General features: G+C 51.6%; 12 protein-coding genes. 4 read left to right on the forward strand and 8 right to left on the reverse strand.

Going from position 1 to position 15741, the window contains the following annotated elements; genetic code table 11:
* Positions 1-15 precede the first annotated feature (15 nt).
* Together MJX74_RS09840 and MJX74_RS09845 are read left to right on the forward strand one after the other, a co-directional pair.
* Positions 16-1800: a HEAT repeat domain-containing protein gene (locus tag MJX74_RS09840; protein ID WP_240222694.1), complete on the forward strand. Its 1785-nt coding sequence runs from the start codon at positions 16-18 to the stop codon at positions 1798-1800.
* On the forward strand, positions 1797-2825 hold the full coding sequence (locus MJX74_RS09845) for a zinc metalloprotease (RefSeq protein ID WP_240222695.1): 1029 nt from the start codon (positions 1797-1799) through the stop codon (positions 2823-2825). The genes MJX74_RS09840 and MJX74_RS09845 overlap by 4 nt, the downstream gene beginning before the upstream one ends.
* A gap of 10 nt (positions 2826-2835) precedes the next feature.
* Here MJX74_RS09845 and MJX74_RS09850 read toward each other — a convergent pair whose 3' ends face one another.
* The 8 genes from MJX74_RS09850 to MJX74_RS09885 all read right to left on the reverse strand — a co-directional run bounded on the left by MJX74_RS09850 (position 2836) and on the right by MJX74_RS09885 (position 10930).
* A complete protein-coding gene (locus MJX74_RS09850) occupies positions 2836-3621 on the reverse strand; it encodes a putative hydro-lyase (protein WP_240222696.1) in 786 nt (261 codons plus the stop codon).
* Between the two features lie 104 nt (positions 3622-3725).
* Entirely contained in the window at positions 3726-5810 is a 2085-nt protein-coding gene (gene recG, locus MJX74_RS09855; RefSeq protein WP_240222697.1) for an ATP-dependent DNA helicase RecG, read from the reverse strand.
* Positions 5810-6634, reverse strand: coding sequence for a substrate-binding periplasmic protein (locus tag MJX74_RS09860; protein WP_240222698.1), 825 nt, complete (start codon positions 6632-6634; stop codon positions 5810-5812). Before MJX74_RS09860 ends, recG begins: the two co-directional genes overlap by 1 nt.
* A 7-nt stretch (positions 6635-6641) precedes the next feature.
* A complete protein-coding gene (locus tag MJX74_RS09865) occupies positions 6642-7034 on the reverse strand; it encodes a RidA family protein (RefSeq protein ID WP_215396069.1) in 393 nt (130 codons plus the stop codon).
* Between the two features lie 5 nt (positions 7035-7039).
* Entirely contained in the window at positions 7040-9163 is a 2124-nt protein-coding gene (gene spoT / locus MJX74_RS09870) for a bifunctional GTP diphosphokinase/guanosine-3',5'-bis pyrophosphate 3'-pyrophosphohydrolase (protein ID WP_240222699.1), read from the reverse strand.
* Between the two features lie 124 nt (positions 9164-9287).
* The gene (rpoZ, locus tag MJX74_RS09875; protein ID WP_027670380.1) at positions 9288-9563 is read right to left on the reverse strand and encodes a DNA-directed RNA polymerase subunit omega; all 276 of its coding nucleotides are present in this window, start codon (positions 9561-9563) and stop codon (positions 9288-9290) included.
* 45 nt (positions 9564-9608) lie between these two features.
* Complete coding sequence (gene gmk / locus MJX74_RS09880; protein WP_240222700.1) at positions 9609-10241, reverse strand: guanylate kinase; 633 nt, start codon at positions 10239-10241, stop codon at positions 9609-9611.
* 203 nt (positions 10242-10444) lie between these two features.
* Positions 10445-10930 carry a PaaI family thioesterase gene (locus MJX74_RS09885; protein ID WP_240222701.1) on the reverse strand — a complete coding sequence of 162 codons (486 nt, stop codon included), beginning with the start codon at positions 10928-10930 and terminating at the stop codon, positions 10445-10447.
* 230 nt (positions 10931-11160) lie between these two features.
* Between MJX74_RS09885 and MJX74_RS09890 the strand changes: the two genes are divergently transcribed.
* Together MJX74_RS09890 and MJX74_RS09895 are read left to right on the forward strand one after the other, a co-directional pair.
* A complete protein-coding gene (locus MJX74_RS09890) occupies positions 11161-14070 on the forward strand; it encodes a ligand-binding sensor domain-containing diguanylate cyclase (protein ID WP_240222702.1) in 2910 nt (969 codons plus the stop codon).
* A 105-nt stretch (positions 14071-14175) separates the two neighbouring features.
* Positions 14176-15636 (forward strand): aminoacyl-histidine dipeptidase, encoded by a 1461-nt coding sequence (locus tag MJX74_RS09895; RefSeq protein WP_240222703.1) that lies wholly within the window; start codon positions 14176-14178, stop codon positions 15634-15636.
* Positions 15637-15741: the final 105 nt, after the last annotated feature.

A 15741-nucleotide genomic window follows, 5' to 3' on the forward strand; every position in this document is an offset into this window, starting at 1 on the left:
AGAAGAGATTAGAACATGACTGGTTTGAAGATTAGAAAAATATTGGTGTTAGCCACTGCGGCTGCCGCTGTGGTGGGGATTATAGCTTTCAACTCATGGGAGAACTCTGGCCCGGCGCAGGCTGACTTGGCCGCAAGCGCGCCGCAGGCGGCAAGTTGCCACCTGAGCGTGGGCCAAACTGCGGCGTTCCGCTTTAGCTCAACGGTTACGGCAGAGGGGCAAAGCGATACGTTTGAGGGTGTGATGAGCTGGCAGGTTGAAGCGCTTAACGCCGGTGTTGCGCGGGTGCGGGCAAGTTTCAGCAAGGTGAGCCTCAGCCAGGATATGACGTTAGCGGCAGAGCGTGCGGCATCACCGCAAGGCTTGCCGTTCTTTCTGCAAGTGGACAGCAACTGCGCCATTAGCGGTACAGCCTTTGCACCACAATGGCAGCCGAAAAGCCGCTTGTTGGTGGCCACCCAACTGGATAATTTCACCTTTTTGCTGCCGCAAGCAGGTGCAACGCAATGGCAGAGTGCTGCGTTAGACGGGCTGGGCGATTACACCGCGCACTTTAGTTTGCTTAGCCAGGCACCGCTGCAAATTCAGCGGCAAAAAACAGATCATCTGATACGCGGTGCCGCCGACAGTTTTGGTATTAAAATTTCGCTGCAGAAATCGCAAGCCACTGCCATGTTTAACCCGGCACAACCACTATGGTGGCAAGCTATCAGCGGTGAAGAAATTGTTAGCTTGCAGGTTGCTGGTCAGCCGGAAGTGATTATGCAACAACGCTTTTCATTGCAACGCGATGATCAACTGTTTGCTGCCATTCCACAAACCGATTGGGCGTTGGCGGAAAAATCCGTCCCTTATGATTTAGCACCGGAATTTGACGAGTTTATAACGCAGCAGCAAAGTTATACTGAAGCTTATACTGACTTTGTCAGTGCTATCACAGACTCGCCGCCACGTTATTTTGATGCGGCCCTTGAAATGGCGGCCTGGTTAAAAAAACACCCGGAAGATGTCGACTTGTTAGTGGCAGAGCTGCGCGGGCAGATGGCTGATGATGCCCGGCCGACAGCGTTTTTAGCTCTGCAGTTATCTGGCCTGAATAACGCCCGCGAAGCGCTGTCAGACATGGTGTTTGACGCTACGATGAGCCAGGGAGACCAATCCAGAGCCGCTTCCGCCCTGGCTGATCTTGGCACGCCCCGGCAGGATGTCGCCGAGCTGCTGCTTGCGCGCGCGGCGGTCAAAGATATTGCCGGTAATGCCAGCCTGTTGGGCGCAGGCAGCATGGTTGACCGCTCAGATGACCCTGCTTTACGCCAGTACATTATGCAATCGCTGCAACAGCAGCTTGTCAGCACCGCTGACCAAAGTGAACGGCTAATCTTAATTGACAGCATGGGTAATACCGGTGATGCCGCCTTTGTCGATGTATTAAGCCAGGAGCTTAGCGCGCAGTCGACTGCAACCCGTCGCCGGGCTGCTGATGCCATATCACGCTTACCGGCGGAGCAGGCCCGACCTGCGTTGTTGGATGCGCTGGTGCTGGAAAGCGATCCGCAGGTGAGCACGGCATTAATCGATGCATTAAAACATGCCGGTGCTACCTCGCCGGAGCTGGTGGATGTGCTGGAAAAACGCATCAACTCGTCAGATGCCAATCAACGTGCCGCTACCATCGAATTACTGGGCAGCCAACAAACTGAAAGGGCACAGCAACTGCTAATTGCGCAATATAAACGCGAAACCGATGCCCAGCTTAAAATGCAGATTGGCCGCTATGTGCCAGCCAGGGCGCTAAGATGAAACCGTCATCAGCGTTCTTGTGCGCAGCTATCGCAGCCGTTGTTGCCGGCTGCAATAGCGAACACGCCAGTGAGCCAGTGCTGTGGACACCGCTGGCGTCGGTCTCGGTAGATAGCGGGTCGGGTAACACGTCTGCCGTAGCAGTACCGTTGGATAACTTGCGCCGCGCTCTTCGGGTCAGCGCTCAGCCGCAAGGCTGCTTGCGGGTATCTTCTGCTACTAGTGTTACCGGTGAGGAGCTGATTGCCAACCCGGCAGCGGCTGTTGGTAACAGCTGGCGCACCACTAAATTGCATCAAGCTGGTTTATTGGTGTTAGAAGGCGTAGCCGCAGAGCTAACCCATATTAGCTTTGCAGCTGTGCCGTGCGATACTGCTGCTACCGGTATGCTGCCAACCAGCGTTAGGGTTGAATCACGCTTATCCGAACTGCCCACTAATCCGGGGCTGAAACTACGGCTTGTGTTGAGCCAAGCGATAAGCGCTGAGTTAGATGCGGAATTATTGGCACAGTTGATCGGTTTTGAATTGCAGCTGGACATCGCCATCACAGGCGTAGAGGTTATTGCTGATACCGATCTGATTATGCAAAGTCAGGCTGATTTCTCAACGTTAGCCGCTATATTGGCATCACTACCGGCAAAAGCGGAAGACAGTCTTGATCTGGTTATAGGGCCCTGTCTGCTACAGCAAACGCCGTTTGGCCGACAACAGTTAGCTGGCTTTACACCGCGAATTCCCGGTGGCGCAGGACCCGCCGACGGCGTTTTTGTGGCCCGCACTAATTGTGGCTTTGCCGGGTCATTACCCGACACTGTTAACGAAATAGCGCGCTTAGCGGCACATGAAATCGGCCATTATCTCGGGTTGGCGCACCCGGAAGAACTTGATGGCAGTAAAGATGACTTAGCCAGCACAACTACTCAAAATCTAATGCATCGCGTTCCGTTAGCCGCCACTGCTACCGGGCTTACCTCCGAGCAGCGCTCGCGGATACTGGCACACCCTTTCGTTTCAGAGCTGTAGTTTGCTTTAGTTAAAACACCGACAATTTACTGTTAGCTAAATCGGTTACCAGCATATGGCCGGGGCTGTGGGTAATACAAAAATCCACTTTAGCATTGACTATGGCAACTTGCGGCGTGACGCCGCAGGCCCAGAATACCGGTACTTCGCCGGGCTTTATTGTTACCGCATCGCCAAAATCCGGTTTATTGATATCAGCAATGCCAATGGCGGCAGGGTCGCCAAAATGCACCGGTGCGCCGTGTACCTGCGGAAAACGCGAGCAAATCTGGATCGCGCGTATTGCATCGGCCGGTTTCATCGGCCGCATACTTACCACCATACCGCCGTGAAATACCCCGGCTGGCGTGCAGGCGATGTTGGTACGGTACATCGGCACGTTTACTTTCTCCGTGATATTACGGATTTCCAGGCCATCAGCCAATAACGACTCTTCAAACGAGAACGAGCAACCAATTAAAAAGGTGACTAAATCATCACGCCACACATCACGCACATCGGTTACTTCATCTATTAGCTGGCCGTTGCGGAAAATGCGGTAACGGGGTAAATCGCTGCGTATATCCAGATCTTTAGCCAAAGAGGGCATATCAATCGCGCCAGCTGTTGCCGCCATGCCTAAAAGCGGGCAGGGCTTGGGGTTAAAGTGGCAAAACTGCAGAAAATCGGCGGCGTACTGTTTGGGTAATATCGCCATATTGGCCTGGACAAAACCCGGTGCAAAACCCGAAGTATTGCCGCTAAAGGCACCACTGCGACACTGCTGGCGTAACTGGTAAGGGGTTAGAGCTGTCATTCGAATGTCCTTTGGCGAAATACCGCTGTTATATTGCTCAGCACAGCATGTACCGTCCAGCGCAATACGGCAGGGTGCAGTAATTTATAGCCAGTTTTGTTATCTCAGGCATTACCATAAATTTCTTTATTGGCCAGCCAGCGTTTGATTAGCGCCAGGCTGGCGGGGCGGTTGTGTTGCCATAACTGCGTGGCCAGTTGTTGTGCCTGTGGCAGTAAGTCGGCGTCGCGGCTTAGATCGGCAATTTTAAACTGTAAAATACCCGTTTGGCGGGTGCCGAGCAGTTCGCCGGGGCCGCGAATTTCCAGATCACGCTGGGCAATAACAAAGCCGTCGTTAGAATCGCGCAGTACGCCAAGCCGCGATTGCGCGGTGCGTGACAGCGGCGCATGGTACAGCAACACACAGTGCGAGGCGGTGCTGCCACGGCCTACGCGACCGCGTAATTGATGCAGCTGAGCTAACCCCAGCCGCTCGGGGTTTTCAATAATCATTAAACTGGCGTTGGGTACATCTACGCCTACTTCAATTACCGTGGTGGCCACCAACAGGTCTAATTCGCCACTGCTGAATTGCTGCATTACGGCTTGTTTTTCGGCAGCTTTTAGCCGGCCATGTATCAGGCCGATTTTCAGTTGCGGTAAGGCTTGCTGCAAGTTCAGCATGGTGTCTTCAGCCGCCTGGCACTGCAGGGTTTCAGATTCTTCAATTAGGGTGCATACCCAGTACGCCTGACGTTGCTCGCTTTGCACGGCACTTCGCACCCGTTCGATAATATCGTCGCGTCGCGTATCTGGTATCGCCACTGTTGTTACCGGTGTGCGGCCGGGCGGCAGCTCATCAATTATAGAGGTGTCTAAATCGGCATAAGCCGTCATCGCCAGCGTGCGCGGTATGGGTGTGGCGGTCATGACCAACTGATGCGGATACTTACCTTCGATCCCGCCTTTTTCACGCAGCGCCAAACGCTGGTGCACACCAAAGCGGTGTTGCTCATCGATAATAATCAGCGTTAAGACATTAAATTCTACCTGTTGCTGAAACAGCGCATGGGTACCCACCACCATTTGTGCGCTGCCGTCAGCTATTGCCGCCAGTGTGGTTTGCCGTGCTTTACCCTTGGTTTTACCGCCGAGCCAGGCCACGCTGATACCCAAAGGTTCAAACCAGCGGGCAAAGTTAACCGCGTGTTGCTCGGCCAGCAATTCGGTTGGCGCCATTAACGCCACCTGATAACCATTACCTATCGCTGTCAGGGCAGCTAATGCTGCCACCAGCGTTTTACCTGAACCAACATCGCCCTGTACCAGCCGCAGCATTGGCAGGGTTTGGCTTAAATCATGACGTATTTCATCGGTTACCCGCTGCTGGGCTTTAGTAGGTGAAAACGGCAGTGCGGCTAAAAAACGCTGCTGCAGGCTGTTGTCAATATGCAGCGCTATGGCCTGTTGTTGCTGGCTTTGGCTACGCAGCTTGTGCATGCTCAGTTGCTGCGCCACTAACTCTTCAATAATCAGCCGTTGCTGCGCGGGGTGTTTAGCCAGTTCCAGCAATTGCAGGCTGGCGTCTGGTGGTGGCCGGTGCAGATAAGTCAAAGCTTCAGTCAGTGACCACGGCTGGCGCAGCATGGCGGCCGGCAGATATTCATCTGGCTGGCTGCGCTGTAAATACTGCAGCGCGGCATCGGTAAGGCTGCGCCAGGTTGCCTGGCGTAAGCCTTCAGTAGTGGGATAAATGGGGGTTAGGGTTTCGCTTACTTCGGTTAGTAATTCGTCGTTGTGAACACGGTATTCCGGGTGCAGCATTTCCAGCCCGCGCGGGCCGCGTTTGGCTTCACCAAAACAGCGTATTAACACGCCTGGGGTAATGGCATTTTTCTGGGCGGCACTAAAGTGAAAAAAGCGCAGGGTAAGAAAGCCGCTGCCGTCTTTAATTTTTATCAGCCAGCTGCGCCTTTTACCCATTTGTATTTCACTGCTGGTAACCTCGCCCAGCACCGTGCCGTGCATTAACGGCATTAAATCGGCGATGGCATAAATACGGGTGCGGTCTTCATAGCGTAGCGGCAGATGAAATAAAATATCCTGCACGCTTTGTATACCGAGTTTTTTCAACCGCTCGGCTACTTTGGCACCTACACCTTTGATGGCAGAAACAGGTTGGCTGGCAACAGAATCGGCTGACGTCATCAGGGCTGTGTATTCAACTGGGGGGCAGGTCTGGTTGGCGCAGCATATAAACGCTCTACCGTGCCGTCGTTTAACATTGTGGCCAGATGTTGGCGCAGTATAGGTTCCATTGCTGCATAAGGGCTTAGCCGTGACAAGCCAACATGAATAAAGCCAGACTGGCCGCGGCTGAAGTCGATACCCGCATTACGGAATTTATTATGGTAACTGCTGACACCGTTAATAGCTTCAGATGTACTGACGGTAGGTGCGACTAAGCCATCTACCCGGCCCCGTATGACCATTTCCAGCCCGGCTTCAATTGAGTCTACTTCAACAATCTGACGTTGTTTTTGCTTTAGTAATGCCATTAGCGCCGGAGAATAAATATAGCCGCGGATACTCACCAGTGTTAGTTGCTGTAACTGTGCTTCGGTTTCTACCTGACGCCTGTCATCCTGGCGGACAAACAGGCTTTCCGGCACTGTTTTATTGTAGGGTAAGAGGTGCATGATGCCGTCACGCTCGGCACTGAATTTCAGGTTAGACATTAAATCTACTTTGCCTTCTGCCATCAGCCGCAGGCAGCGGGCTACCGGTGTCTGTGGTGTAAAAACCAGTTTAAAGCCTGCACGGCGGGCTAGCTCCTGCATTAAATCAACCGACGGGCCGTAAGGTGTGGTGACATCTTCATAATGATGAAAGCGGGAAAAGTGATCCAGACACCAAAGCAGCTGCGGTTCGCTTTCGCCCGGTAGTGGCTCCTCTGCCTGCACTGTTGCAGTTGCCAGCCAACTGGCCAGCATAACGGTAGCAGTAAGGCACAGCAGACGGGCTTTAGTCATTGTCGGCCTAATGCGTAGAGGGTACTTCCATCACGCCATCTATTTCAATTTGGCTGGCGCGTGGCAGGGCCGATACCTGTACGGCGGCGCGGGCCGGGTAAGGTTCAGCAAAGTACTGGCTCATAATTTCATTTACCGTGGCAAACTGGCCAAGATCAGTAAGGAATATGTTTACCTTTACCATGTCGTTCAGGCTGCCGCCGGCGGCGTCACATACCGCTGCCAGATTTTTAAATACCTGATGGGTTTGCTCGGCAAAGTTCTCTGATACCAACTGCATAGTGGCCGGTACTAAAGGGATCTGGCCGGATAAATATACTGTAGTTCCAATTTTTACCGCCTGGCTGTAAGTGCCAATGGCGGCGGGGGCATCGCTGGTACGGATAATCACTTTAGACATGCTGTTTATTTCCTTCTGTAAACTTTTTGTACGTCTGGCATCACGCGGATTTTGCGCATTACATTAGCCAGATGCACCCTGTCATGTACGGACAGCGTAATTTTAATTACGTATTCACCGGTGTCGCGATCGTCGGTGGCTAAATCCTGAATATTGGAGCCTTGCGAGGCAATCAGGGTGGTAAGTTTAGCCAACACGCCCTGACGGTTAACAATAAACACGCGGATATCGCACAGGAACTGTTTATCGCCGGTTTTGTCCCAGCGTACCGGGAAAAACTTACCTGGCTCTTTGTCCCAGCCTTTAATATTACGGCAGTCGGCCCGGTGTACGTTCAGGCCTTTGCCTGGCGTGGCGTTAGCGACAATGTCGTCGCCCGGTATCGGCCGGCAGCATTTGCCGAATGTCAGTAACATGCCTTCAGAGCCAATAATAAAGGCTTTGCTTTTCGGCATCGGGCCATTGTTGTCTTTACTGCTGGATTCATCAGAGTCAAATTCACCCAGCAAACGTCGCGCTACGGCGATGGCCAGCTGATTGCCCAGGCCAATTTCACTGCAAAGCTCGTCTAGCGATTTTTGTTTGGTGTTTTGCAGTACCTGTTCTATTCGCTCCGGGGCGATATCTTCCAGTTTTACTTCACCCAGCGCCGAGCTTAATAAGCGCCGCCCCAAGCTAATAGATTCATTTTGTTGCTGTTTTTTCAAGTAGTTACGAATGCCCAAAATAGCCCGGCTGGTAACTACGTAGTTTAGCCAGTTGGCATTGGGTTTACCGCCCGGGCTGGTGACAATTTCTACTGTCTGACCGGTTTCCAGTGGTTTGTTCAGCGGGTAAGGGCGCCTGTCTACTTTGGCTCCTACGCAGCGGTTACCAATGTCGGTATGTACGGCGTAGGCAAAATCTACTGCTGTGGCGCCAATCGGTAGCTCAACAATTTTACCTTTGGGGGAGAACACATACAGCTCGTCTGGGTACAGTTCTGATTTTACATTTTCGACAAACTCAGCGCTGTTACCGGCATTTTGCTGTAATTCCAGCAGGCTTTGAATCCACCTTCTGGCACGAATTTGCGCGGTAGTGTCCTGGTGCTGGCCGTTAGCTTTATACATCCAGTGGGCGGCAATACCCTTGTCGGCCATTTCGTCCATTTCGCGGGTACGCATTTGTATTTCTACCGGTATACCATGCGGGCCAATTAACGAGGTATGCAGCGACTGATAACCGTTTTGTTTAGGGATGGCGATATAGTCTTTAAAGCGGATTTCAATCGGCTTGTACAGGTTATGCACTACACCCAAAGTGCGGTAGCAGTGATCAACGCTATCTACCACTACGCGAAAGGCATAAATGTCCATCACATCGTTGAACATCAACTCTTTGTTTTTCATTTTTCGGTAAATACTGTACAGGTGTTTTTCCCGGCCGCTAACATCGGCATTAATACCGGCTTGCTCTAAGCGGCCTAAAATTTCATGCTGAATTTTTTCCAGCAGCTCACGCCGGTTGCCGCGGGCTTGCTTTACCGCTGTAGATAACGCACGGTAACGCATAGGGTACAGTGCCTGAAAACCCCAGTCTTCCAGCTCGTTTTTAATATTGTGAATACCCAGGCGGTTAGCGATTGGGGCGTACAGTTCGAGGGTTTCTTTGGCAATGCGGCGGCGTTTTTCTGGCCGCAGGGCACCTAAAGTGCGCATATTGTGGGTGCGATCGGCCAATTTAATTAAAATAACGCGGATGTCCTGCGTCATGGCCATAAACATTTTTTGCAGGTTGGTAACTTCAAATTCCTGATAGTCTTTGAACTTTACCTTATCAAGCTTGCTTACACCCTGCACCAGCTCTGCTACGGTGTTACCAAACAGCCGGGTTAAATCTTCTTTGCTTACCGGGGTATCTTCAATCACATCATGCAGCAGGGCAGCCATTAAGGTTTCATGGTCCATGTGCATATCGGCCAGAATACTGCTTACGGCAACAGGGTGGGTTATGTAGGGCTCGCCACTGGATCGGGTTTGTGGCGCGTGCGCATCCCTTGCCACTACATAGGCTTGTTGCACTAAGACAACCTGCTCTGGCGGCAAATAGGCACTAATCTGGTTTTTCAGACCTTCAAATAAATACACCGGTGCTCCCAAACTGCGACAGCAAATAAAACACGCCGTTAAGCGCGGGATTTATTATGAATATACGTCTATTTATCACAGTTGCCAACGGCTAAACGCCGCTGGCCTGCAGATGGCGGGGTTTTTAGTGGTCTGAACCAATAATGGCAGCTACAGCAGCCATTTCTGACGCTTCCTGCTGGATTTGGTCGCGACGCTCCTGCTCATCCAGTACGGAATTCGTAATAAAACCTTTTTCAATTTCGCGCAGTGCAACTACGGTAGGCTTGTCGTTTTCAACATCTACCATCGGCTCTTTGCCTTCTACCGCTAACTGACGGGCACGGCGTGCGGCCACCAGAATTAAGTCAAAACGGTTACCAATTTTATCTACTGCATCTTGAACAGTTACGCGTGCCATTTACCACTCCAGTGTTCGGGCCATCACAAGACCGACTAGTTTACGCTAATTTGCTGTTTTCGCCAACAGTTGCTTAAGCAACCGGTTATGCTTACTGGCCTGGCTGCCATAGCCGTTGCGCTGTGCCAGTACAATGCGTTCAAACTCGGCTAAGGCGGTGTCAAAGTTATCGTTAATAATTAAGTATTCGTATTCGTCTGCATGGCTCATTTCGTTGTGTGCCTGCGCCATACGTTTAGCAATAACCTCGTTTGAGTCCTGACCGCGCTGGTTTAACCGTTGTTCCAGCTCAGCAAGGCTGGGGGGCAGAATAAAAATGCCTTTAGCCGACGGTGCCTGTTGGCGGATTTGCCGCGCGCCTTGCCAGTCGATATCGAGAAAAACGTCTATGCCCTGGCTTAAGCTAGCGCGAATAGTGCTTTTTGAAGTGCCATAGTAATTACCGAACACTTCGGCCCATTCTAAGAATTCATCCCTGGCAATCAGCGCTTTAAACTGCTCAACGCTGATAAAATGATAGTGCACGCCATCTTGCTCGCCCGGACGTGGCAAGCGGGTGGTATGCGATACGCTGACCTGCATATCGCTGTGGTTTTTTAACAGTGCCTGGATCAGGCTGGATTTACCGGCGCCGCTTGGCGCCGAAATAATAAACAGATTACCGGCAAGTTCCTGCATGGGGTTGACGCCTGAAAATAAAAGAATGCGGATTTTAGACGCTGTTGGTCGTTGCTGCAAATAAGATGAGATTGTTTAGCAAGGAGTCGGTGTACCCTAAATCAACCGTTGCAGGCCAGGATGGCCGAATCGAGCCCCCAGGGATGGGTTTACGGCGTGTTGATGTGGGTATACCGGCTCCGTGTGCACCAGAGCCGGATGGCTTAACTCTTCTGCTGTTTAGCTTTAACCGATAATGTCAGGGTAAAGGTTGCCATCGGTTCGTCGCCATGCAGTGTCGGGCAGGTTATTACCACCGACACCGGCTTATTAATGCGCTCGCCTGTGGCTAACGATTCGTCAATCATGGCGTCAATAACATCGCCATCATGGCTGGTAAAGTGTACTGTTGCTTCTGGCCGTTTTAAAAACTGGCCCTGCACATCTTTAAAGGCAAAATTGGCATTTACACCACGTGCTTTGGCTTTGCTAAATACTAAAAACGCGCCGGCTAAGTCAGCACCTATAGCCAAAGCACCAAAATAAATACTGCCTAAATGGTTTTTCGTGCGCCAGCTGTGCGGCATGGTGACTTCCAGCGTTTTGCTGCTCATACGGACAATTTTGGGTGAACAAAAGCCAATCAGCGGAATATAACGCCAGGCGAATAATTTTAAGCCCCAGTTGGCTTTGCGCAGGGAAATAGCCATAGCATGGCTCCTGTATTGAAATTTGGCTTGAGCTTACACTGGTATGACCATTGCTGCAACCTGACCGTTGATGCTGCAAAAAATACCACTCGTCAGGTTTATACTGCCTCGGGTAAAGCAAGCTATAGTAAAGTCGAATTGAAATTAACTTTTTGCAGGTAGCGGATATTAATAACGTGCGTTGTTGTCATCTGGTGTTACTTCTTTCCCTCTTACTAAGCTGTCTGAATGTGCCACAGGCAACAGCTTTGGTGCTGACACAGGATGATTACTTATACCGTATCTGGTCGGTAGAAGCCGGGCTGCCACAAATTTCAGTTACGGCAATAGCACAGGATGCCCAGGGCTTTATCTGGCTGGGTACGCAAAATGGCCTGGCCCGTTTTGATGGCCTCAATTTTAAGGTATACAACACCGCCAATACGCCGGCGTTACCCTCTAACCTGATCTCAGCACTACACATAGATGCCCGGCAGCGGCTATGGGTTGGCACTGTTAATGGTTTGGTAAGGCTGCAAAACCATGAATTTAGCCGCTTGGATCAACAACAAGATGCTGTCGGATCGGTGAGCAGTTTTGCAGAGCTGGCAGACGGCACTATGTTGATTGGCGCCACCCGGTTATTCCGTTGGCATGAGCAATTAGAACAATTGCAGCCGGTAGCGGAACATGATGGCCAGGTATTTCAGCTGCATCAGCAGCATGACACGGTGTGGATTGGCGCTCTAAACGGCTTTGCCACACTTAATGCCGATGGTTATCAGTGGTATCCGGCACCGGGGCAGGTGTCGGCCCTGCAAATTTCTGAGATAGCCGTACAGGGTACTGATGTATATCTGGGATCAAACCTCGGGTTGTTTAGCTGGCAAAACAAACAGTGGCAACAGTTAGCTTTACCGGGGTTGCCAACAGATACCCGTATAGAGTTATTGTATCGTGATCCACAGCAGCAATTATGGGTAACCACCTACGACAAGCTTTACAACATGCAAAACGGTGTATTAGCCGAAACTGATTTTGTCAGTAATAAGCAGGGCGACTTTGTCTGGGTTGAAAGTATGTTGCAGGACAAGCACGGCAATTTGTGGCTGGGCAGTCATTCTCATGGCCTGAAGCGGTTACGCCGCGCATCCACGCAACGGTTTAGCCGGGCACAGGGGATACCCGACCCTTATGTCTGGGCTCTGATGCCCTGGCAGCAACATGTGCTGGTTGGTACCAGTAATGGTTTGGCTTTGCTGCAATATGGCCAGTTTCAGCCATTAACCGCCAATCAGTACCTGCCAAACAACTTTGTCTATAGCATGTTGCTGGACACGCAGCAGCGGCTATGGGTAGGCACTCGCGCCGGTTTAAGCCAGCTTGATGGCACAACACTGGCCTGGCAGCGTAACTATGCGGCTATCGCCCATTTGCTGGTAACCACGCTGGCGCAGGAAGATGAGCGCATTTGGGTTGGTACCAACGGTGGTTTGTTTTATTTGCAGCAGGATGAACTGCAGCAGCACGAAGTACCAGAAGTACTGCGCCAGGCCAAAGTGCGGATAGTGTTTCCGGACAGCCGGCAGCGGTTATGGGTAGGCACCGAAAATGGCTTGTATTTACGTGATGCCAACGGCTTTAACCGGGTTGACGATATGCCGTTGTCGGGCAGTTTTGTTAGTACCCTTAAAGAATTCGCTGATGGCACTATATTGGTTGGCGGCCTTGATCAGGGTTTTGTACTGGGGCAGCCGGGGCAGTGGCAATGGTTTAATCAGCAAAATGGCTTACCTGGCAGCGGAGCCCTGCATGCTGAATTGGTCGACAATCAGTTGTTGATCAGCAATTTTCAGGGATTTTACCGCGTAAATTACCGTAGTTTGCTGGAGGGCCGTGTAGAGCAGTTATATATGTTGGTGGACGACCGCAGGCCGGAAGCTGCCACCGATTCACATCGTTGCTGCAATGGCGCAGGCAGCAGCAAAGGCGCTGTGCATCAGGGGCGGGTATGGTATCCGACACTGGACGGCGTGGTATCTCTGCCGCTGCAGCAGTTAATCCAGCATGGCCCTTTGCCTCTACCCGTACTGGAAAGTTTATCCGCTGATGATCAACACTACCGCAACAGTGAAGCCAGATTACCGCCAGAGCAGCGCGACTGGCATTTTCGTTTTACCGCACCTTACTATGTGCAGGCGTCATCAGTGCAGTTTCGTTACCAGTTGCAAGGGTACGACGCCCATTGGATTGATGCAGGCAACCGGCGGGAGGCCTTTTATACCAACCTGCCGCCCGGCCATTACAGCTTTAACGTACAGGTACGGGTGGCGGCCGATTACCGCTGGAGTGATGCAGTAACCATGGACATACGCTTAACGCCTTACTGGCATGAAACTACCTGGGCACGCGGCGTATTAACCATATTGTTTATATTGCTATTATGGGGCCTGTACCGCTGGCGCTTGCTGGCGTTGGCCCGTTCGCAGCGCCGGCTAGCCAAATTGGTGGCCGCTCGCACCCAGGAGTTACACCTGGCTAATGAAAAACTAAAACTCATGAGTATGCAGGATGCCCTGACAGGCTTGCACAACAGGCATTATCTGGACAGTAATATCCAGCAGATATTGGCGCGGGCCAACCGCCACGCCGATCCGCTGATCTGGGTTTTACTCGATCTGGATTACTTTAAACGCATTAATGACAGCCTTGGCCATCAAACCGGTGACAATATATTAATGGTGGTGGCCGATATTCTGCGCCAGAACAGCCGGGGTTCTGATCACGCAATTCGCTGGGGCGGGGAAGAGTTCTTGTTGATCCTCGAACACAGTGAAGACGCCGAGTTAGTGTTACAGCGTATTCAGGATGCTATACGCCAATATCCCTGGCAAAAAAATATGGCCCTGCAACAACCGCTAACCTGCTCAATTGGCGCGGTGGCGCAGTTAACCAACTGGGACTGGCAGCACAGCCTACGCCTGGCTGATCAGGCGTTGTACTGGGTAAAAGAGCATGGTCGTGACGGTTATATGTTGCTGCTGGCTGTTGCTCCGCTGCCGGCTGACACGCTGGCAGATACCACCTCAATAACCAGTTTACTGGCAGAAGGTAAACTGCATGCCATCAGTAACAAAGACTTTACTACGCAGCCAGGCTGATATTTTCGTGTTAGCGGCGACACTGTAAAGCCAACAGCCCGCTGTGCTAAAATAGCCGCCTTTCGCCGGTAAGCTTTTACCGCGCCAGTAATACAGGAGCCTGCAGTGTCAGCATTATCAAGTTTATATCCGCAGCCATTATGGCAATGGTTCGCCCAAATATGCGCCATCCCACACCCGTCCAAGCACGAGCAGGCCTTAAGCCAGCATATCCAGGCCTGGGCACGTGATAAAGGTTTAAGCGTGCTGGAAGACAAAGTAGGTAACTTGATCATTAAAAAACCGGCCACTGCCGGCTTTGAAAACCGCAAAACTGTGGTTATTCAGGCGCACCTGGATATGGTGCCGCAGAAAAACGCCGACAAAATGCATGATTTTACCAAAGACCCAATTGAAGCTTATGTTGACGGCGATTGGGTAACAGCCAATGGCACTACCTTAGGTGCCGACAACGGTATTGGCATGGCATCAGCGCTGGCTATTTTAGGCCGCAGTGATATTAAACATGGCCCGCTGGAAGTGCTGCTGACAATAGATGAAGAGGCCGGTATGACCGGTGCCTTTGGTGTAGAACCAGGCATGCTGCAAGCCGAAATTTTAATTAATACCGATTCAGAGCAGGAAGGCGAAATTTACATGGGCTGCGCCGGTGGCGTAGACGCGGAATTTACCGTACCGGCACAGTGGCAGACACCGGCTGACGGCGTAACGGCGTTTACGTTAAGCCTGACCGGCTTAAAAGGCGGCCATTCCGGCGTGAATATTCATCTGGGCCGTGGTAATGCCAATAAATTGCTGGCGCGCTTTTTAGCCGACAAGGCCACAGCGCTGCAATTGGCGGTAGCGGCGTTTAACGGTGGCTCATTACGCAATGCTATTCCGCGCGAAGCCAGTGTTACTTTAACAGTACCGGCGGCAAAGCTGGCGTTGTTGCAACAGGCAGTAGCAGAGTTTGCAGCGCTATTGCAGTTTGAACTGGCCGCGGTAGAGCCGGCATTAAAACTAAGTCTGGCCGAAGTGGCTACACCGGCGCAGGTATTAACGCCAGCAGCGCAAAGCACGCTTATCAGCCTGTTAAATGTGTGCCCTAACGGCGTAATGCGCATGAGCGATGAAGTGGCCGGTGTTACCGAAACCTCACTTAATATGGGCGTAATCACCACTAAAGATAACAGCGTGCAGGTACTGTGTTTAATCCGCTCGTTAATTGATTCCGGCCGTGAACAGGTGCAAAGCATGCTTGGCTCACTGGCGCAATTAGCTGGCGCAGAAGTGAAATTCAGCGGTGCTTACCCTGGCTGGAAACCGAACCCGGACTCGCCGGTAATGGCGATAGTAAACCAAACCTACAAAGACATTTACCATAAAGATCCGGTCATAATGGTTATTCACGCAGGCTTAGAATGCGGCCTGTTTAAAAAGCCGTATCCGGATATGGATATGGTGTCCATTGGTCCCACCATCCGCTTCCCGCACGGCCCGGATGAAATGGTTAATATCAAAACCGTCGGCCAATACTGGGAATTGTTATTAGCTGTACTGGAGCGTATTCCGGAACGTAGCTAAAAGTTGGCAAGTGAAGGCATCGGAACAAGATGCTTTCACCTGTTCTGTTATATGTTCCGTATGCTGTACAACTTTAGCACTTAGACCTATACTTGTGCGGTTAAA

The organism is Rheinheimera hassiensis (assembly GCF_022436675.1).
Taxonomy (GTDB): Bacteria; Pseudomonadota; Gammaproteobacteria; order Enterobacterales; family Alteromonadaceae; genus Alishewanella; species Alishewanella hassiensis.